We start from the raw sequence: 20,505 nt of genomic DNA, 5'->3' as shown, positions 1-20,505 counted from the left end.
TCATGCCTTGGGCACCATGTAGCCGAGGCCGCGCACGTTCTGGATCAAGTCGCTGCCCAGCTTTTTGCGCAAGCCATGGATATACACTTCCACGGCATTGCTGTTGACTTCATCCTTCCAGCTGTACAGTTTTTCTTCCAGTTGCGCGCGCGACAGCACGATGCCGGGGCGCGCGATCAAGGCTTCCAGCACGGCCCATTCGCGTGCTGACAGGTTGACGGGATGCCCTTCGGCGATCACTTCGCGCGTCAGCGGATTGATGGAAACGCCCTGGTGTTCGAAGACCGGTTCCGGCCGTCCCGAGGCGCGCCGCAGCAGGGCGCGGATACGCGCCAGCAGTTCGTCGAGATCATACGGTTTCAAGACGTAATCGTCGGCGCCCGCGTCGAGGCCGGCGATGCGCTGCTCGATGGCGTCGCGCGCCGTGGCCACGAGAACCGGCGTGTCGAGCTTGCGCAAGCGCATCGAGCGCAGCACGTCGAGGCCATCCTTGCGCGGCAAGCCCAGGTCCAGCAATACCAGGTCATAGGTCTGCGTCTGCAGGGCCGTATCGGCCATGTCGCCATCCTTGACCCAATCCACCGCGTAATGCTCGGCGCGCAGCAAATCGAGCACCACCTCGCCGATCATCGTATCGTCTTCTACCAGCAATAAGCGCATGGCTTGCCTCTCTATCTCGTTACTCTTGTTTTCAGCCCAAACGCACCGGAATAAAAATCTTGTCGGGGCCCCGCTGTATCAGCAAGGCGACCGACTTGGCGGATTTTTCCACCACGTCGCGCACCTGCTCGACCGTGTTGACGGGACGGCCATTGACCGACAATAGCACGTCGCCCGGCTGCACTCCGGCGTTGGCCGCAGCACCGCCCGCGTCTTCCACCAAGAGGCCGGCGCTGATGCCCGCCTCGCGTTTTTCATCCGATTGTAACGGACGCAGGGCCAGGCCCAGCTTTACCTTGCCGGCGGCGCTGTCGCTCTTCGCCACGTCGGCCACCTTGTCGGCCGCATTGCCCAGGGTTGCCGTCAGGCTCACGATCTTGCCGTCACGCCAGACATCCATGGTGATCTTGTCGCCTGGCAAGGACGTGCCCACCAGCGCCGGCAAGTCGGCCGAGCCGATGATGCGCTGGCCATTCACCTTGCGCACCACGTCGCCCGATTTCAGGCCCGCCTTGTCGGCCGGGCTGCCCCGCTCCACATTGGCGACCAAGGCGCCTTCCGGCGTGGCCAGCTTGAACGAATCGGCAAAGCCCTGGTTGACTTCCTGCACCGTCACGCCCAGTTTGGCGTGGCTGGCCTTGCCCGTGGCGACGATCTGGTCCTTGATACGGCCGGCCAGGTCAATCGGGATGGCGAACGACAGGCCCTGGAAGCCGCCCGTCTGGCTGTAGATCTGCGAATTGATGCCGACCACTTCGCCGCGCGTGTTGAACAGCGGGCCGCCCGAGTTTCCGGGGTTCACTGCAACGTCCGTCTGGATGAACGGCACATTGCTGTCGTCCGGCAGGGAGCGGCCCTTGGCGCTGACTACGCCGGCCGTCACCGTGCTGTCGAAGCCATAAGGAGAACCGATGGCCAGCACCCACTCGCCCACTTTCAGGTCGCTCGAATGGCCGAGCGGCACGACGGGCAGGTTGTTGGCGTCGATTTTCAGCACGGCGATATCGGTTTTCGGGTCCGTGCCCAACACCTTGGCGCGGAATTCGCGGCGGTCGTTGAGCTTGACGGTCACTTCGCGCGCATCGCGCACCACGTGGGCGTTCGTCATGATGATGCCGTCGGGGCTGACGATGAAGCCGGAACCAAGGCCATGCGTGGGCACGTCGCGGCCACCGCGCTGCCCGCCCTGCGGCCCCTGGAAGCGGCGGAAGAATTCGAAAAACGGGTCGTTGCCGAAGTCGTCATTGCCGGCCTGGGCCGAGGGGTCGTAAGCCACCTTGGTGCTGCCCGTCACGCTGATATTGACGACGGCCGGGCTGTTGCGCGCGGCGATCTGGCTAAAGTCGGGCAAGGCCACCAGCGGCGCGGCAGCGGCGGGCGCCACGGCGGCAGCCACGGGGGCGCCTGGGGCAGCGGCAGCGGCATTCGCGCCGGCATTGTTCTGATGCACCACCATGGCGCCACCGGCGCCCAGCACACCGATCGCGGCCAGCGCGGCTACGGTGCGTTTGATTTTCAGGGATGCGGTATTCGTTTGCTGTTCCATGAATTGCTCCTCATTTAATGAGATTTTGATGTATGCAATAGTGGGCCACGAGTCTTAGGCGGTGCTTAACATTTTTCTATTTGGAAACAGGTATTTGCGCCTTTAAGCATGGCTTAATCTGGCCTGCAGCATGCACCTTGCATGGCGCTCAATGAAGGGCCCGAACGGGCTCCAGACGTGACACTGGCCGGATCAACCGGCCAGTATTTTACTGCATGGGGAGGAAGGGAACCCTCCCGGCTGCCAGGGCGCCCGAAGGGGCGCCACGATCAGATCAGGCCGCTTGACGCTGTTCCAGCGCATTCACGTTAGCGGCGGTATTGCTGCCGGCGCCGATCTCGATCTTGCGCGGTTTCAGCGCTTCCGGCACTTCACGCACCAGGTCGATGGTCAGCATGCCGTTTTCAAACGTGGCGCCCGTGACCTTCACATGGTTGGCCAGCTGGAAACGCTGTTCGAAATCGCGGGCAGCGATGCCGCGGTGCAAGAACGTGCGCTCGACGCCATCTTTCTGCTTGCGGCCCGTGACGTGCAGGGAGTCGCGTTCGGTGATGATGTCGATCTCTTCGCGCGAGAAGCCAGCCAATGCCATCACGATGCGGTACTTGTCTTCCGACACCAGTTCGATGTTGTACGGTGGATAGCTCGGTTGCGCATCGGCGCGTTGTTCGTTGAGCAGCTGTGCCAGGCGGTCAAAGCCAATGGCGGAACGGTAGAGGGGAGCAAGGTCAAAAGTACGCATGATAAATATCCTTTTCAAATGAAGCGATAAGAGGGGCGGACCTCACGATGAGCATCCGCTTGTTACCGATATACGGCCTCTCCAGTCCCTTTCAAGGCCTTGAAATTGGCAAAAAGCGCCCCAGACGCCGCGAAATTTGTAAGAAAATTTTACATGACCCATCCCGGGGATTTTGCATGGCGCCCCCCATGCGGGGCCGGCTTTTGGTGTATGCTGACGGCATGAACAATGACACCGACATCCAGCTCAGCGGCCCCTTCAAGGCCACCGACGGCTCCGGCCGTGCCCACGACATCAAGGCCATCCGCATCTTCGACGAAGGCTACGGCATCATCGACGTCTACGTCGATTTCGCCGCCCCGCTCGAAGCGGGCGCCTACAAGGACAAGACCCTGGTCAGCCACATCCTGGCCCGCCTGCGCAGCCTCGGCTACGTGGGCCCCGACTTCGGCCATGGCGACCTGGGCCTGCAAGACAAGAAACTGATTGTTCTGGAAGCGCCCGAGGAATTCTCGGCCTTTGCCGTGAGCAAGGGCTGGAAGGATCTTTCGGCCGAGTTTGACGAAGACTGATCCGTTTTCTCCCCCATCTGCGCCGCGCCAGCTTCTGCTGCCGCGGCGTTTTTCATGGGCGGCCGCTTAGTTACTTAGCTGATATAGCGCGCACTCCACGCGGCGATCACGTTGGCGACGTAGGCAGCGTCATCGCGCCCCGTCAACAGATGGTCGGCGTCGTCGAGCGAAACGAAGCTTTTGGGGTGCTTGGCCGCCGTAAAGATATCCATCGCATTCGACAGGCTGACCGTCGTGTCGTTCGGCGCGTGCATCACCAGCAGGGCGCGGCGCAGGCCGGCGATGTGCTCTTTTAAGCTGTGGCTGCCAGCGTCGTCGACGAATTGCTGGCGGATGCGGAAGGGCCGCCCTTCCAGCTGCACCAGCGCTTCGCCTTCGGCGGCGATTTTTTCCAGGTGGTCGCTGAACATGCGCGTCACGTAGGCGGGCGTGCTCGGCGCGGCCAGGGTGGCGATGGCGGTCGCTTCCGGCACTTGCGACGCGGCGGCCAGCACGGCGGCGCCGCCCAGGCTGTGGCCGATCAGCAATTGCGGCACGGCGTGTCTGGCCCGCAAAAAGTCGGCGGCGGCGACCAGGTCGTCCACGTTCGACGAGAAATTCGTGGCGGCGAACTCGCCTTCGCTGGCGCCCAGTCCCGTGAAGTCGAAGCGCAGCACGGCAATGCCGTGTTCCGTCAAGCCTTGCGCGATGCGCCGCGCGGCCAGCACGTCCTTGCCGCAGGTAAAGCAGTGGGCGAACAGCGCGTAGGCGCGGATGGCGCCGTCGGGCGCATCGAGGCGCGCCGCCAGCACATGGCCGTGCGCGCCGGGAAAGTCTTGCCGGGTGGATTTCATTGTCTCAGATCAAAGCTGCCGCGCAGCGCGGCCGATGGCGCATTGTAGCGCTGTCCGACCACGGCTGTTTTAGCCACGCGATGGTATGTCGAGCCCCTTGATGACGGCAGGCCGGGCCAGGAAAGCATCCAGCACGCGCTGCACATTCGGGAAGTTGTTAAAACCGACGAGATCGCCCGCACCGTAAAAACCCACCAGGCAGCGCACCCACGGGAAGATGGCGATGTCGGCAATCGTGTATTGGCTGCCCATGATCCAGTCGCGGCCCTGCAGGCGCTGCTCGAGCACGCCCAGCAAACGCTTGGCTTCGCCGAGGTAGCGTTCGAGCGGACGCTTGTCCTCGTAATCCTTGCCGGCGAATTTGTGGAAGAAGCCCACCTGGCCGAACATGGGGCCGATGCCGCCCATCTGGAACATCAGCCACTGTATCGTTTCATAGCGCAGGCCCGTGTCCTGGGGGATGAACTTGCCCGTCTTTTCGGCCAGGTACAGCAGGATGGCGCCCGACTCGAACAGCGCCAGCGGCTTGCCATCGGGACCGTTCGGATCGAGGATGGCGGGAATCTTGTTGTTGGGATTGAGGGACAGGAAGGCGGGCGATGTCTGGTCGTTTGTCTCGAAGCTGACCAGGTGCGGCTCGTAGGCCAGGCCCAGCTCTTCCAGCAAAATCGAAACTTTGATGCCGTTCGGCGTCGGCAGCGAATACAGCTGCAGGCGCTCGGGATGAAGGGCAGGCCATTTTTGGGTGATGGGGAAGTCGGAAAGCTGTGTCATGGATATCCTTTGTTTCAATGAAAGATGCGGCGCCGGGAAGCCAGTATAGCCAAGCATGGCAGTTTCAGCAGGACAGCCCATTCAGCCAAACAAGCCATGCAAAAACCAGCGCGGCGCGGCGTCTTCTCCGCTGCCGGCAATGCGCTCGCGGTAGACCCAGTAATGGGCGTGGTCGAGGCCTTCGGCGATGAAGTAATCGCGCGCCTGCGACTGGCCCCACCAGCCCGCCTCTATGCGTTCGGCAACGGACACCATTTTCAAGGGCGAGCCATAAAACGGCCGGTGCTCGCGCATCAGCAGGGCGATGGGCTGGGCCAGCAGCCAGCCGGGACGGGGCATGCCGGGCAAGCCTGGCGGCAAGTCCGGCAGCGCGTTTTTTGCGCCGGCCTTGGCCGGCAGCGGCAGCCACTGGTTGGCCGCCTCGGGGCGGTAATCGGCGCGCGGCGCGGCCTGCAAGACATTGTCCGTGCCCAGGCGCGCCACCAGCAATTCCAGCAGGCGCTGGCGTTCCTGCGGCGTGCCGCCCGGCTCGGGAAACAGGCTGTCGCTGGGCGGCGCCATCGGCTGCACCTGCAGCGCTTCCAGGGTCAGGCCGATCACGGGCGCCTCCAGCACCAGCTGCGCCAGGCGCTCCTGGAGCAGGCGCACCAGGTGCTCGTCGCGCCACACGGCCTCGCCCAGCGCCAGGTCGATGACGGTGGGCGGACGCGCCACCCTGCCCCGCTCGTGCGCCAGCAGCAGCTGGATGCGCTCGACGGCAAATTGCCGCGCGCACAGCCAGCCCGTCATTTGCTGCAGCAGGCGGCGCGCGCCGAACAGCAGCGCGTCGGCATGCTCCACGCGGTCGAACAATTCCAGGCTGGCGCGGAACGTGGGCGGCGCTTCGAGCCACACGAACAATTCCGTGCTGTGGCCATGCGCATCGTCGAGCATATCGAGCAAGGCCCCGCCGCAACGGCGCTGCAAGCCGGGCCGCGGCAAGTGGCGCAGCTGCCCCAGGGTGCGGCAGCCGATGCCCTCGAACCAGTCGAGGTAGGGGCGCGCGGGCGGCAGCAAGGCGCACGGCAGGCCGTCGAGGCGGCGGGTGAGGCTCTCCATGCCCAGCACGCGGCGCCGGCGCATAGCGGCGCGCGCCAGCAGCCAGGCGCCGCGCGCCGTGGGTGCGCACGACAACTGGGCCGTGTAGCCGAGCGCGCGCAAGCTGGCCTCGATGTGCCGACACAGGGCGCGCACGCCGCCGAACAGGCGCAAGCTGGCGCCCGCATCGACCAGCAGGGTCGCTTCCTCGCCTTGCGCCACCAGCGGTGAATATTGCAGCAGCGCCAGCGCCACCGCTTGCAAGGCTTGCGCTTCCAGTTCAGGCGAGCGCTCGTGCAGGCGCGCCTGCGGCGCCAGCATCAGCGCACCGGCGCGGCGCATGCCCGGCTTGATGCCAGCCGCCCGCGCCAGCGGCGACACGGCCATCACTTGCTCCTGCTCCAGCACCACGCCGAGGCTGTCAGCCGACCAGCGCGGGCAAAACACTTCGAGCGGGAGCCGGGGCAGGCACAGGCCGATCCAGAGTCGCATGGCGTCGCAATAATGAGGGAGGTTGCAGGGGCAGGAACAGGGGCGCGTCGCGCTGCGGTCCCCGGCGCTTGATGAAGCCGATCTCGATGCCGCCGGCGGCCGGGCGCACGGACAGGCGCAGCGGCGCCGGCGACGCATCTTGCGCGCCGTGCAGCGGGCGCAGCATGCAGAACAGGGTGTTGCCGCTTTGCGCGGCCAGGTGCAGGCGGCGCAGGCTGTCGGCGCGCACGTGCGGCTGCCAGAACAGCAAGGCGCCGCAGGTACCACTGCGCAAGATATTTTCCGCCGCCCACAAGGCATCCTTGCTGCCGGCGCTTTTGAGCCACAGCAGTTGCGACGGCGCCAGTCCCTGCGCGGCCAGGGCCAGTGCCTGCGGCGGATGGGGCGGCTGCAACAGCACGATGGGCAAGCCCGGCAGTTGCGCCAGCGCGGGGGCCAGCAGCCGCAATTCGCCGCTGCCCGGCTGCTGCACCAGCAGATCGATCAGGCTGCCGCTGGGCCAGCCGCCGCCGGGCAGCTGCGCGGACAGGGCGGCAAAGCCCGTGTCCAGGCAGCGCGTGGCGCCCTGCCCCAGCTGCGATGCACGCCACAAGGACGGGTGCAAGGCTTCCGGCGAGGCCATCAATTGAGAATGTTGCATCATTGGATAGATAGATGAATACTGTATGCATATACAGTACTATCCAGCTCCACTTTTGGCAAGGTTTATCTGACTGCCGCTACCGCCGGGGCCGCTCCGCCATGTCCGAAAAACCCCGTTTTCGGCATCGATTGCTGTACCATAAGCACTCTCCTTACCGGTTGGCAACGTACCAGCCGGCTTCCTCCGTCCATAAGGAAACGCATTTGACCACCATCCAAATCATCAGCGCCATCGTCTTCGGCCTTGCGCTCATCCACACCTTTGCCGCCAAGTCGTTTGAAACCTTGTCGCGGCGCCATCCCCGCCATGCGGGCTTGCTGCACTTGCTGGGCGAAGTGGAAGTCGTGTTCGGCTTCTGGGCCTTTATCCTGATCCTCATCATGGCCTTTGTCTCGGGCAGCGATGCGGCCATCGAGTATGCCGAGTCGCGCCATTACACGGAGCCCCTGTTCGTCTTTGTCGTCATGGTCGTGGCCGCCTCGCGCCCTGTGCTCGACGCCGTGCAGCGCCTGTTGAAAAGCGTGGCGCGCGTGATGCCGCTGCGCACGGAACTGGGCCTCGTCTGGCTGGGCCTCGCGCTCGTGCCCCTGACGGGCTCATTGATCACGGAACCGGCCGCCATGACCCTGGCCGCGCTGATGCTGGCGCCGCAAATCTTCCGCCCGGGCATCCCTGAATGGCTGAAATACGGCGCGCTGGGCGTGCTCTTCGTCAACGTTTCCATCGGTGGTACCCTGACCTCGTACGCGGCGCCGCCCGTGCTGATGGTGGCCACCACGTGGAACTGGGATAGCGCCTACATGGCCAGCCATTTCGGCTGGAAGGCCGCCATCGCCGTGCTCGTCAACGCCACGGGCGTGAGCATTCTGCTGCGCAAATACCTGCACAGCAACACTTCCGACATCAAGCCGAAGGCCGGCGAGGTGGAAGCGCCAAAAGTGCCGCTGGCCGTCAGCCTCGTGCACATGATCGTGCTGGCCGGCGTGGTGACCCTGGCGCACCATCCCGTGCTGTTCATCGGCCTGTTCCTGTTCTTCCTCGGCTTCGTGCAGGCGTACGAACGCTATCAAAGCCCGCTGATCCTCAAGGAAGGCTTGCTGGTCGGCTTCTTCCTGGGCGGCCTGGTGGTACTGGGCGGCATGCAGCAATGGTGGCTGCAACCCATCGTTTCAAGCCTGAAGCCGCTGGCCCTGTTCTTCGGCGCCCTGGGCTTGACGGCCATTACCGACAATGCGGCCCTCACTTACCTCGGTTCGCTGATCGTCGGCATGACGGATGAAGCGAAATACATGCTGATGGCCGGCGCCGTGGCCGGTGGTGGCCTGACCGTCATCGCCAATGCGCCGAACCCGGCCGGCGTGGCCCTGCTGCGCCGCGGCTTCAAGGATGAATCGATCGGCGCCGTCGGCCTGCTGGCCGGCGCCCTGCTGCCGACGGCCGTGGCGGCCTTGGCCTTCCTCGCTTTGTAACGCTACTCACGGGGCGGCTGCCGGCCGCCCCCTGCTTCCTCAATTTCCTCCTCAGTTTCCGTCATACACGAGGAAATGCAGCCGGTCATAGAACAGGCTGTAGGCATAGTCGAACGTGCCCACGCTGCGAAAACCCTTGTGCAGATATACTTGCAGCGCTTCGCTCTTTTCCCACACCGTCAGGGTGATGCGCGCGCAGCCCTTGCGGCTGGCCAGGTCGCGGATTTCATGGAACATCTGCCTGAATAAACCCTGGCCCCGGTATTTCTCGTCGATGGCCAGGCTGCTGACGAAACAGTCGTCGGCACGCGCATGCGCGAGCACGAAGGCGTCATACGCATCGTCGAGCGCCTTCATGTCGTCGCGGTAATAGGAGACGGCGCCGCAGGCCTGGAACTCGTCCATCGTCGCGGCCGTGAAAAAGCCGATGAAACGCCCGTCCTCGTCATGCAGGCCGTGGATGTGCGCCAGATACGGGTCGATGTTTTGCCGCCGCTGCAATTCGACGAATTGCAGATTCAATTTATTGCCGAACGAGCAGTATTCGAGGTAGCTGGTGGCAAACAGCAGCTTCGCCATGCGGTTCTTCGTCTCGTCGTCCAGCAGTTCGCCCGGCACCAGCGTGAGCGGCGCATGCGACAGCAGGTCCGCCTGCGCCTCGTCACCTGGCGGGGCCACATCGCTGACGGCCGGCATGCGGCTGCCGTGGCGGCCAACGGTCGGGCGCCAGAAAGCACCGGCGGCAATATGCTGCGAACGGTGGGCCAGCAGGTAGCGGCAAAAGACAGTATTCACGCGGTCGAGCTGCGGGTCGTCCGACAGCACCGAGTAATAGTGAAAATGGTCGATGTCGGCCCGCAACTGGGCCGCATAGGCCATACGCGGCACTTCCTCGATATCGAACACATCGACGATGTCGGGCAGGATCAAAGGATCGTCAAGCTGCCAGCCGATCTCGTCGAGCCGCGCCACGCAACGCGCATACGCGCGCCGTTCCTCGTCGCTCAAGGGAATGTGCATGTCGGTAATGATATCGTCCAGCAGGCGCATGCCGCGGATGCCGCCCGCCACCGCCTCCCGCGCACCGTCATACAGCACGCAATAGCGCTGGTAGAACTCGGCATGGCTGAGCACGGTCACGCCCAGGTTTTTCTTCCATTCCGCATAGAACTGGCCAAACAGCTGCGCCTCGAATTGCGGGCAGGAACGGGGAATCTGCGCGTCGATGCCCGCATAGGCGAGGTTCACATTGCGCTGGATCACGCGCAGCGCGGCATCGTTCTTCTTGGCGATCAGCATGCCCGTTTCATCGAGAAACAGATTCATCCAGCTGACATGCCGGCGCTCTTCGCTGCCATCCTCCTTGCGCTGGAAATAATCGGGCACTTCCGGCTTCATCAGGAAAATCGTCGCAGGATTATGCGGGATCGTATCGACATCCATATACAGGCCGCCGTATTCGCACATGATGAGGATGCGGAAGTAATCGGACAAGGTGGCGAAGTAGCGCTGCGTATGCAGGGTATCGAGGGTGTCGAAGCGGGCCGGCGCGAAATCGAGCGCCAGCGCGCGCAGCGAGTTGATATGCAGGGTCGTGCCGCCGATGGCGTAGCGGCCTATCGTGTAGCGCCCGGCGCCGCCCGTGGGGCTGAAGCGCTCGTCATTGCGCAGCTGCTGCGCATCCCATACCCACAGGATGGAGACGTACGGCGCGCCGCCGTTGCGCCGCACCTCTTCCAGCGCCGCGCCCCACTGTCCGATCGCTTCGGCCGCGATGGCCGGCAGCGGTCCGCCCATCCAGATGCGGTGCAGGTAGCGCTCGTCGTCGCCGAGCGCGCGCGTGGGAATGCAGCTGAGCGAGGAACAGCTTGCCGCATTGAAATGGTTGAAGTTCAGGGCGACGAAGCTGCGCAGGGCCGCGATGCCCGTCTGGTGCTCCACGGCCAGTTGCTCCAGGTCGCTGCCGGCCGGCCGGACATCGGCCAGGGTGATGTAATCGAGTTTCAGCCGGTTGATGCGGAACTCGTATTCGAGGTTGAAAATCTTTGCTTGATCGTGTTTCGAGGCCAGGTCATCTATTTTCATGGGCGCACCATTTTCCGCAGGAGAGTGTCAATAAACTTCGCAGGAGGTAAAGCAAGGTCGAGAACAAGCGCATCGTTGCGCCATCAGTGCCGGGCCAGCCGCACCCCGCTTTCCCGGCGCCCCGCCATGCCCCGCGTAAACAGCAGCAGGCAGGCCGTGATGGCCACGATGACGGGAATATTGAGCAACGCATACGTTTCCAGCGCATAACCGAAGCGCTGGCACAGCACGTTGTACAGCTGCAGCCAGGCGGACAGATAAATGCAGTACAGCAAGCTCATGGCGGCCGTCGTCAAGGTCATCGCCTCCTTGCTGGCCGTGATGGCGCTACGTATCAGCGCGCCGTTGAACAGGCCGAAACCGATGGAATAGACAAACATGCAGGCGGCAAACACGTCGACGTGGTGGCGGCCCGCGCCGGCGCCCAGCATGCCGGCGGCCGCGATCAGCCCGCCCATGCGCAGCAGGGAGACGAGGGGGAAATCCTGGCGCAGGCGCTGGATGGCGATGCTGCTGAGGACAAAGCCCGACAAGATCACGCATTGCAGGGCGATATACGTGGCGTAGGACGCGCCCATTTCCTGCAGCACAAAGATGGGCGAAAAGCCGATCCAGGCCGTCAGCGGCACGGTGGCCAGCCCGGCCGTGAACATGCCGAACATGAAGCGGCCGTTGCTGAAAATGGCGGCATAGCTGCGCATGATGGCGGCCAGGTCCGGGCGCGTGGCCTTGGGCGCCGCGCGCGGCATGGTCTTGAACAGGCCCAGCAAGGACAGCAGCGCCAGCAGCGCCGAGAGGAAAAAGACGTAGCGCCAGTCCAGCCGGCTGATGATGGCGCTGCCGAGGATGGGGCCGGCCAGGGGCGCGAGGATGGTGGTGCTCGACAGAATGCTGCTCAGCTTGACGGCCGCCATGTCATCGAACAGTTCATGGATCATGGCATAGCCGATGAAGATGAAGCAGCAGCCCATGCCCTGGGTGAAACGCACGGCAAGAAATTGCTCGATCGAGGCGGTCAATGGCACGGCCAAGGTGGCCAGCAGGAACAAGGTATTGCCAGTCAACACCAGCTTGCGCTTGCCGATGCAGTCAGCCAGGGGCCCGAGGAAAATCTGCAGCGAGCTGCCGCCCAGCAAATACAGGCTCAGGGACAGGGGGACGAACTTTTTTTCCGCATGGAACTCTTCGACGATGCCCAGCATCGCCGGCATGATCATGTCGTTCGACAGATAGATGTTGAGCTCAAAGACGAGAAAAAACGCAAAAAACCACAGCAACTGCTTCGACTTGATGGACATGGCGCGTTCCGTAACGTGGGTGGCTGCCGTCAGTGCGTATCAGCCGTCGGGGCATGGGACGGCGGACACGGCTTCACACTGAAAACGTGTACCAATTGTATACCAGTTCGCATTTTTAACGCCTGTTTTTGTGATTTTTAAATACCGCAGCAATACCACTTGAGTGAAATCCATGGTGCTGCGGTATTTAGAATTCAGGCTGAAAAGGGCGCGGCCAGCGTGCCGGCGCGCTGGCCGCGGCCCTGCGGGGAAAGGGAGAACGGTGCGTACCAGTGCCAGCGCACCGTTGCGGCGCGCGGCACGCTGGTTTAGCGGCGGCGGTGGCTGGCGAAGAAATCGAGCAGTATCTTGCTGGCGTCGGGCTTGGCCTTGTCGTTGAACGGCAGGCTGGCGTCACCGCCGCTCCACGCGTGCTCGAGGTGCTCGACCTGCGCCACGCGCAGCAGCACATCCTTGCCCACCTGATAATCGTGCAAGGCATACGCATGGGCCGGATTGCGCCCGCCCGCAGCGCCGCCAGGCAGGCGCTGCGCCGTCACCACGGTATCGAACGGCAAATGGTTGACGCGCACACTCTGGCGCACCAGCTGCGTCTGATTGATGGGCCGCACCACCTTGTCGGCCAGCCCTTGCAGCAGGATGGTGGGCAGGCGGGGAAACGCGGGCTGGCGCGCCAGTACTTCATCGATGGCCGCGTCGGCGCGGGCGGCAGCGCCATGCTGCATCACGCCCAGCGCGCCGATCAGATTATGCCCGGCGCCAAAGACGGGTCCGGAATGCAGGCCCAGCGCCGCGAACAGATGGGGATGGTTCAGGGCCACGATATGCGCCATGCCGGCGCCGGCGGAAATGCCGCAGATATAGATGCGCGCGCGGTCGATCGCATAGCGGGCCGCCACCTGCTCGATGGCGCCGACGATCAGGCGCACGTCGCCGCCGCCCTCCTGCGTCAGCTTGTCGTACCACTTCCAGCAGCGGCGCGCATGCGAGCGCAGCGATTGCTGCGGATACAGCACGGCGTAGCCCTTGCGCTCGGCCAGGCGGTTCATGCGCGTGCCGTCGGCAAACTGCGTGGCGCTCTGCTCGCAGCCGTGCAGCATCACCAGCAGCGGCCGGCCCCGGCTGCGCATGGCGACGCTCGGCGCCTTCGCGGGCAGGTACAGGAAATACGGCAGGCGCCGGCCCGGCATCTGCCCCAGTTCCGGCAGCGGCGCATAGTGGGCGGCCAGCCACTTGCCCGGCGGGGGCGCCGTTCGCTTGCGCACGCGCGGTGGCGACAGGGGCGTGGCAAAGGGCGCCAGCGAGGGTACGGCGTCGCTGGCGGGCCTGGCGCGCGGCGTCGCCTTGGCCTTGACCATGGTCTTGACCACGGGCTTGCTGCGGGGTTTGGCCTTGGGCTTGGCTGGCACGGGCCCGAACAGCACCTTGGCCAGCTTGGTCGCCGTGCGCTGCTGCGCCTTACCGGCGCGCAAGAGCCCGCGCAGCCATTTGGTGGCGGGCTTTACCATGGCACGCGGCGTGCGTGCCGTTGTGGAGCGTACCGCAAGTTCATCCCACTGCATCGTTGCGTCATCAGCATGTGCGGCCTCCTCCTTGGAACGCATAGAGTACCGCAATTGGCTGACAGCACCGTACGTTTGCACACCGATAAAAGTGCCGCTAAGTAATCCTCAGGAAATTATTGTGAATTTATGACGAACAGAACCGGATGCTATGCAAGGCGCCCACTGCGACGCAGTGCGAGCACTGCTAGCAGCGGGCAACGCCGCAGAGCGCCGGTTATGGAAGTCAGAAATCATAATAATTTATTGGGGGTTACTTAGCACCATTGAGGCAGATCAAACGCCACATAGTGCGTATGCTTAATCTGGATGTTCGAACAGCACTTCACACGAGGAGAGAACACCATGAGCTATCTGGACCGCGACATCCTGGGCATGTACCGTAACCACGACGGCCCGGGGCCGGCCCTGATGGGGGCCGATACCCTGATCGGGGACGATGTCTACAATCACGATGACGAGGAGCTGGGCGACATCAAGGAAATCATGCTCGACATGCGCACCGGCCAGATCGCCTACGCCGTGCTGTCCTTCGGCGGCGTCCTGGGCATGGGCGACAAGCTGTTTGCCGTGCCTTGGGAACGTCTGACCCTGGACACCGTCAACAAGCGCTTCCTGCTGAACGTCGACAAAGACTTGCTGAAAAACGCTCCCGGCTTCGACAAGGACAACTGGCCCGACATGGGCAGCGAAGCATGGAACCAGCAGATGGAAGCATTCTATGGCAGCGGCACGCGCTACGGCAGCATGGCAGGCCATATGCCATCCGGCAGCGACCTGCGCAGCGGCGCCAGCCTGCAATCGGGCAGCGAAGGCAGCCTGACCGGCAGCTCCATGAGCGGCAGCCGCGCCGGCACGGGCAGCAGCCAGGGCGACCTGGGCTCGCGCTCAACGCTCAGCGATGATGATGATCTCAACAAGCGCACTTGAGCCGGGTAGGTCGGGTAGGATGGATTAGCGGAGCATGTTGCTGCCCATCGTTAGCGTCAAGGCGCCTCTAGAAACCGTAGCGAGCAAGTTCAATATCGCGTTGAGTAGCGCAACCGTACTCTAGTACGGTGAGCAACGCCGACGCGATAGTGAGCTGCGCAGTAGGTTTATAGAGGCGCCATCACCGCTGCATCGACTCCCATACCTTCTGCAGGCGTTTGGCCGACACCGGCATCGGCGTGCGTAACTCCTGCGCAAACAGCGACACGCGCAGTTCTTCCAGCATCCAGCGGAAGTCGACCAGCTTCGGGTCCGTGTTCTTGCCAGCCTGGCGGTCCTTGGCCTGGCGCAAGTACGGCGCAGCGGCTGATTGCCATTCGGCCATTAACTTGGTGTCGCGCGCGGGGTCGGCGCGCAGTTTTTCCAGACGCACGTTGATCGCCTTCAGATAGCGGGGGAAATGCGCGAGCTGCGTGTACTCGTTTTCCGTCAGGAAGCGTTTATGCACGAGGCCCTGCAGCTGCGACTGGATATCGGTAGCGGCCGCTGCGGGAATATTCTGCAGGCGCTTGGGCAAGCCGTGGAATTCCGTCAGCACTTGCGACAGCAAACGGGCGATTTCATTGACCAGCAAGACCAAACGTGACTTGCCCTCCGCCTGGCGCTTGGCGAACGAGGCGGCGTCCAGCGGCAGCGGATCTTGCAGGCAGGCGATGTCGAGCGCCTTGTTGATGATTTGCTCGCGCAGCTCTTCCTGCGACCCCAGGGCCATGAATTGCATACCCATCTGCTGCAAACCGGGGATGCTTTTCTCGACGTATTTGATCTGCTCCTTCATTTGCAGCGCGAACAAACGGCGCAAACCGATCTTGTGCGTGCGGGCGGCCACAGTCGGGTCGTCAAACACTTCCAGGTCGCAATGCGTGCCCTTGTCGACCAGCGCGGGGAAGCCGATCAGGGTCAGCTTGCCCTGCACGATTTCGAGCAACTCCGGCAATTCACCAAAGGTCCAGCCCGTCAAGCCCATGTGCTGCGAGACGGTGGCATTGCCGGACGCTGGCGCGGCAGCAACGGCAGCACCCTTGGCCGGCGCGCCGCCCTTGCCTGCCGTCGCGTTGGCGGCGGCGCCCTGCGCCTGCGCCTGCAGCCGCGATGCCACTTGCGCACCCGCCACCTTGGCACCGGGCGTGCCCGTGCCGGAAACGCCCGACACTTCGGCCAGTTTCTGAAAACTCTGGCGCGCCTGGCCGCCGAATTCCGCCTGCAAGGTGGCCAGGTTGCGGCCCATGTCCAGCTGGCGGCCATGCTCGTCGATCACCTTGAAATTCATGAAGTGATGGGCAGGCAGGGTTTCCGGCTTGAAGTCCGTCGTCAGCACATTGATCGTGATCTGCGTGCGGATGTCTGCGATGATGGCGTCGATCAAGTCACCGCGGCCAAACACGCCCGCTGCATGCACGCGCTCGCAGAATTTCGCCGCGTAATCAGGCAGCGGCACGCAGTGACGGCGCAGCTTTTGCGGCAGGGATTTGAGCAGCAGATGCACCTTTTCCTTCAGCATGCCCGGCACCAGCCATTCGCAGCGCTCGCGCGGCAACTGGTTCAAGGCATACAGCGGCACGGCCAAGGTCACGCCATCGCGCACACTGCCCGGCTCGAAGTGGTACGTCAGGCCCATTTCCAGGCCCGTCACGGACATGGTTTTCGGGAACAGGTCCGTCGTCACGCCGGCCGCCTCATGGCGCATCAGCTCTTCGCGATTCAGGTACAGCAGCTTCGGGTTGTCGCGCGTCGCCTCCTTGTGCCACTTTTCAAAACCGGCGCCATTGCACACGTCGGCCGGCAGCAGCTGGTCGTAGAAGGCGGCGATCAGTTCATCGTCGACCAGCACGTCCAGGCGGCGCGACTTGTGCTCGAGGTTTTCGATGTCCTTGATCAGCTTGTGGTTGTGCGCAAAGAACGGCGCGCGCGTATCGAAGTCGCCGCCGACCAAGGCATCGCGGATGAAGATTTCGCGCGCTTCCGGCAAGTTGAAATTGCCGTAATTGATGCGGCGCTGACTATACACCACCAGGCCGTACAGGGTCGCCCGTTCGGACGCCGTCACCTGCGCCGAGCGTTTTTCCCAGCGCGGTTCGCCCCACGATTTCTTCAGCAGATGCTCGCCGACTTTTTCCAGCCACTCGGGCTGGATCTGCGCCACGCAGCGCGCGTACAAACGCGTCGTGTCGACCAGTTCGGCCGCCATGATCCACTTGCCCGGCTTTTTCAGCAGCGAGGAACCGGGCCAGATATGGAACTTGATGCCGCGCGCGCCCAGATACCCGGCGCCCGGTTCGTCCTCGCCCTTGAAGCCGATATTGCCCAGCAAGCCGGTCAGCAAGGCCATGTGCAGATTGTCGTAGGTGGCGGGTGCTTCGTTCAGGCGCCAGCCCTGTTCCTTGACGATGGTCAGCAGCTGCGAATGCACGTCGCGCCATTCGCGCAAGCGCATCTGCGACAGGAAATTCGTGCGGCAATTGTCCTGCAACTGGCGGTTGGTTTTCTTGTGCTCGATGGCCGATTCGAACCAGCGCCAGATCTTCAGGTAGCTCAAGAATTCCGATTTTTCATCGGCAAACTTCTTGTGCGCCTCGTCGGCCGCCTGCTGGTGCTCCATCGGGCGGTCGCGCGGGTCTTGCACGGACAAGGCGGAAGCGACGATCAGCACTTCGCTCAAGCACGCGTTATCGAGCGCGGCGAGGATCATGCGGCCCACGCGCGGGTCGAGCGGCAGCTTGGCCAGCTTGTTGCCCAGCGGCGTGAGTTTATTCACCTCATCGACGGCGCCCAGTTCCTGCAGCAACTGGTAGCCGTCGGCGATCGCACGCGCCAGCGGCGGCTCGATGAAGGGGAAGGTTTCCACGTCCGTCAGGTGCAATGACTTCATGCGCAGGATGACGGCGGCCAGCGAGGAGCGCAGGATTTCCGGCTCCGTGAATTTCGGGCGCAGCAAATAATCCTGCTCTTCGTACAGGCGGATGCAGACGCCGTCGGCCACGCGGCCGCAACGGCCCGCACGCTGGTTGGCGGCCGACTGGGCGATCGGCTCGACCTGCAGCTGCTCGACCTTGTTGCGGTAGCTATAGCGTTTCACCCGCGCCAGGCCCGCGTCGACCACGTAGCGGATACCGGGCACGGTCAGCGAGGTTTCCGCCACGTTGGTGGCCAGCACGATGCGGCGCGCATTGCTGGTTTTAAACACGCGCTCCTGCTCTTCGGCCGACAGGCGGGCGAACAGGGGCAAAATCTCCACGTGCGGCGGATGGTGCTTGCGCAGCGCTTCGGCGCAGTCGCGGATTTCGCGCTCGCCCGGCAAGAACACCAGCACGTCGCCCGAGCCGATGCGGCACAACTCTTCCACGCCATCGACGACGGCATCCATCAAGTCGCGCTTTTCCCGCGCAGCTACACGTACATTCGCCGTGCGCTGGCCAGGTTTGTCAGGGTTGGCGGCACCAGGCATGGCCACCTGCTCGCGCTCCACGGGGCGGTAGCGCACTTCCACCTGGTACAGGCGGCCCGACACTTCGATCACGGGGGCCGGTTTTTCCGGCGTGCCGAAATGGCGCGAGAAGCGTTCCGCATCGATGGTGGCCGACGTGATGATGATTTTCAGATCGGGCCGGCGCGGCAGCAATTGCTTCAGATAGCCGAGCAGGAAGTCGATGTTCAGGCTGCGTTCGTGCGCTTCGTCGATGATGATGGTGTCGTAATTTTTCAACAACGGGTCGGTCTGCGTCTCGGCCAGCAAGATACCGTCCGTCATCAGTTTGACGGACGCGCCACGGCTCAGGGTATCGGTAAAGCGCACCTTGAAGCCCACGGTTTCGCCCAGCGGCGTGCCCAGCTCCTGCGCAATGCGCTTGGCCGTCGACGAGGCGGCGATACGCCGCGGCTGCGTGTGGCCGATCATGCCCTTCTGTCCGCGTCCCAGTTCCAGGCAAATCTTCGGCAATTGGGTCGTCTTGCCGGAACCCGTCTCGCCCGAGACGATGATCACCTGGTTTTCCAGCAAGGCCTTGGCGATTTCCGCGCGCCGGCCCGAGACGGGCAAGTCTTCCGGATACGTAATCGGTGGCAGCGGATTGCGGAACGCCTTTTCCGCTTCGCGCGCGGCACGGGCTGCGTCACGGCTTTCGCGCTCTTCGCGGCTAGCTTGGTCATTGCGCGGCGGCTGCCCCTCACGCGGCGGGCGCGGCGCACGCTGCTGCTGTTGCTGTTGCTGTTTCTGTTGCTCCACGCGCGGCGGCTGCTGCCTTTGCTGGCTCACGGGCGGGCGCTGGCGGCCCTGCGCAGGCGTGGCGGCAGGCGCGGAAACATCCCCGCCGGCGGGCACATTTGCAACGTTGGAAGGAGGGGAAGACTTATTGCTGGCTGAAGACATTGTTTTTTACAGGTATTTTAAGCGCGCACATCGCGCAGCGAATTATAATGCGCTTAATGGAAAACCCTACCCAATTCGTCCAATGGCTGCGCTCCGTCGCGCCCTACATCCACGCCTTTCGCGGCAAGACCTTCGTGGTCGCCTTCCCCGGTGAACTCGTCAGCGCCGGGGCGCTGCAGGTGCTGGCCCATGATTTGTCCCTGCTGCATGCGCTGGACATCAATGTCACCGTCGTCTACGGCTCGCGGCCGCAGGTGGCGGAACAGCTGGCCTTGCGTAACGTCGAAGGCCGCTTCCACAATGGCGTGCGCATCACGGACATCGCCGCGCTGGAATGCGCGAAGGAAGCCGCCGGCGAGCTGCGCCTCGATATCGAAGCCGCATTCAGCCAGGGCTTGCCGAACACGCCCATGTCACATGCGGCCATCCGTATCATTTCCGGCAACTTCATCACGGCACGCCCGCTGGGCGTGATCGATGGCGTGGACCTGGAACTGACGGGCATCACGCGCAAGGTCGACGCGGAAACCATCCATTCCATCCTCGGTTCGGACGGCCTGGTGCTGCTCTCGCCGCTGGGCTTCTCGCCCACCGGTGAAGCGTTCAACCTGACCATGGAAGACGTGGCTTGCAGCGCCGCCATCGCCCTGCACGCGGATAAACTGATTTTCATTACCGAAACACCAATGATGGAAGACGCGACGGGCGTGGAAATCCGCGAACTGTCGTCGCACCAGGCCGAAGCCGTGCTGATGGCCGGCTTCCTGCCCGACGCCACGGCGTTTTATTTGAAACATTGCGTCAAGGCCTGCCACAACGGCGTCGAGCGCTCGCACATCGTGCCGTTCTCGATGGATGGCTCGGCCCTGCTGGAATTGTTTACCCATGATGGCGTGGGCACCATGATCAGCCATGAAAACCTGGAAAGCCTGCGCCAGGCCACCATCGAAGACGTGGGCGGCATCATCAAACTGATCGAACCGCTGGAAGCGGACGGCACCCTCGTCAAACGGGGCCGCGAGCTGATCGAACGCGAAATCGATTATTTCTCCGTCATCGAGCATGATGGCGTGATCTTCGGCTGCGCCGCCCTGTACCCGTTCCCCGCACAAAAAATGGCGGAAATGGCATGCTTGACGGTCAACCCGGAAGTGCAAGCCCAGGGCGACGGCGAACGCATCCTGAAACACATGGAAAACCGCGCGCGCGCCGCCGGTCTGAACAAACTGTTCGTGCTGACCACGCGCACCTCGCACTGGTTCAAGAAGCGCGGTTTCGTGCCGGCCACCGTCGACGATTTGCCGAAGGACCGCCAGCATATGTATAACTGGCAACGCAAGTCGCAGGTGCTGATCAAGACCCTGTAACCGGCATCACTGGAAACGTAGAAGCCTGG

Annotated in this window: 15 protein-coding genes; 4 read left to right on the top strand and 11 right to left on the bottom strand. The window is 63.4% G+C overall.

The annotated features are described in order from the left end of the window. The 3 genes from SKZ59_RS05005 to SKZ59_RS04995 form a co-directional block, all read right to left on the bottom strand. A complete protein-coding gene (locus tag SKZ59_RS05005) occupies positions 1 to 660 on the bottom strand; it encodes a response regulator transcription factor (protein ID WP_034750756.1) in 660 nt (219 codons plus the stop codon). A 31-nt stretch (positions 661 to 691) separates the two neighbouring features. After that, complete coding sequence (locus SKZ59_RS05000) at positions 692 to 2,206, bottom strand: Do family serine endopeptidase (RefSeq protein ID WP_051991101.1); 1,515 nt, start codon at positions 2,204 to 2,206, stop codon at positions 692 to 694. 274 nt (positions 2,207 to 2,480) lie between these two features. Beyond that, positions 2,481 to 2,948, bottom strand: coding sequence for an Hsp20 family protein (locus SKZ59_RS04995; protein ID WP_319990979.1), 468 nt, complete (start codon positions 2,946 to 2,948; stop codon positions 2,481 to 2,483). Between the two features lie 221 nt (positions 2,949 to 3,169). On the opposite strand from SKZ59_RS04995, the gene SKZ59_RS04990 reads away from it, so the two are divergent. Next, positions 3,170 to 3,520 (top strand): hypothetical protein, encoded by a 351-nt coding sequence (locus tag SKZ59_RS04990; protein ID WP_319990978.1) that lies wholly within the window; start codon positions 3,170 to 3,172, stop codon positions 3,518 to 3,520. 74 nt (positions 3,521 to 3,594) lie between these two features. On the opposite strand, the gene SKZ59_RS04985 is transcribed toward SKZ59_RS04990, so the two are convergent. The 4 genes from SKZ59_RS04985 to imuA all read right to left on the bottom strand — a co-directional run bounded on the left by SKZ59_RS04985 (position 3,595) and on the right by imuA (position 7,336). Beyond that, positions 3,595 to 4,353, bottom strand: coding sequence for an alpha/beta hydrolase family protein (locus SKZ59_RS04985; protein ID WP_319990977.1), 759 nt, complete (start codon positions 4,351 to 4,353; stop codon positions 3,595 to 3,597). Between the two features lie 69 nt (positions 4,354 to 4,422). After that, positions 4,423 to 5,127: a glutathione binding-like protein gene (locus tag SKZ59_RS04980; protein ID WP_219327600.1), complete on the bottom strand. Its 705-nt coding sequence runs from the start codon at positions 5,125 to 5,127 to the stop codon at positions 4,423 to 4,425. An 81-nt stretch (positions 5,128 to 5,208) separates the two neighbouring features. Then, positions 5,209 to 6,696: a DNA polymerase Y family protein gene (locus SKZ59_RS04975; RefSeq protein ID WP_319990976.1), complete on the bottom strand. Its 1,488-nt coding sequence runs from the start codon at positions 6,694 to 6,696 to the stop codon at positions 5,209 to 5,211. Further along, the gene (gene imuA / locus SKZ59_RS04970) at positions 6,626 to 7,336 is read right to left on the bottom strand and encodes a translesion DNA synthesis-associated protein ImuA (protein ID WP_319991091.1); all 711 of its coding nucleotides are present in this window, start codon (positions 7,334 to 7,336) and stop codon (positions 6,626 to 6,628) included. Before imuA ends, SKZ59_RS04975 begins: the two co-directional genes overlap by 71 nt. Before the next feature lie 206 nt (positions 7,337 to 7,542). On the opposite strand from imuA, the gene SKZ59_RS04965 reads away from it, so the two are divergent. Then, a complete protein-coding gene (locus SKZ59_RS04965; RefSeq protein WP_319990975.1) occupies positions 7,543 to 8,808 on the top strand; it encodes a putative Na+/H+ antiporter in 1,266 nt (421 codons plus the stop codon). A gap of 51 nt (positions 8,809 to 8,859) precedes the next feature. Here the strand turns inward: SKZ59_RS04965 and SKZ59_RS04960 are convergent, their stop codons facing one another. From SKZ59_RS04960 to SKZ59_RS04950, 3 genes are all read right to left on the bottom strand, one after another. Beyond that, positions 8,860 to 10,893 carry a GNAT family N-acetyltransferase gene (locus SKZ59_RS04960; protein WP_319990974.1) on the bottom strand — a complete coding sequence of 678 codons (2,034 nt, stop codon included), beginning with the start codon at positions 10,891 to 10,893 and terminating at the stop codon, positions 8,860 to 8,862. 83 nt (positions 10,894 to 10,976) lie between these two features. After that, the gene (locus tag SKZ59_RS04955) at positions 10,977 to 12,191 is read right to left on the bottom strand and encodes an MFS transporter (RefSeq protein ID WP_319990973.1); all 1,215 of its coding nucleotides are present in this window, start codon (positions 12,189 to 12,191) and stop codon (positions 10,977 to 10,979) included. Positions 12,192 to 12,499: 308 nt separating this feature from the next. Continuing rightward, positions 12,500 to 13,699, bottom strand: a complete 1,200-nt coding sequence (locus SKZ59_RS04950) for a PHB depolymerase family esterase (protein WP_319990972.1) — start codon at positions 13,697 to 13,699, stop codon at positions 12,500 to 12,502. Positions 13,700 to 14,098: 399 nt separating this feature from the next. On the opposite strand from SKZ59_RS04950, the gene SKZ59_RS04945 reads away from it, so the two are divergent. Next, positions 14,099 to 14,683, top strand: coding sequence for a PRC-barrel domain-containing protein (locus SKZ59_RS04945; protein WP_319990971.1), 585 nt, complete (start codon positions 14,099 to 14,101; stop codon positions 14,681 to 14,683). Between the two features lie 181 nt (positions 14,684 to 14,864). Here the strand turns inward: SKZ59_RS04945 and hrpA are convergent, their stop codons facing one another. Continuing rightward, positions 14,865 to 19,061 (bottom strand): ATP-dependent RNA helicase HrpA, encoded by a 4,197-nt coding sequence (gene hrpA / locus SKZ59_RS04940; protein ID WP_413774529.1) that lies wholly within the window; start codon positions 19,059 to 19,061, stop codon positions 14,865 to 14,867. A gap of 104 nt (positions 19,062 to 19,165) precedes the next feature. On the opposite strand from hrpA, the gene argA reads away from it, so the two are divergent. Then, positions 19,166 to 20,476, top strand: a complete 1,311-nt coding sequence (gene argA / locus SKZ59_RS04935; RefSeq protein ID WP_046685875.1) for an amino-acid N-acetyltransferase — start codon at positions 19,166 to 19,168, stop codon at positions 20,474 to 20,476. The last annotated feature ends 29 nt before the right edge of the window (positions 20,477 to 20,505 follow it).

It is taken from the genome of Janthinobacterium sp. GMG2, from assembly GCF_033949445.1.
In the GTDB taxonomy this organism is placed as follows: Bacteria; Pseudomonadota; Gammaproteobacteria; order Burkholderiales; family Burkholderiaceae_D; genus Janthinobacterium; species Janthinobacterium aestuarii.
Note: the sequence above shows the minus strand (reverse complement) of the source record. Positions and strands in the feature narration are given on the sequence as shown.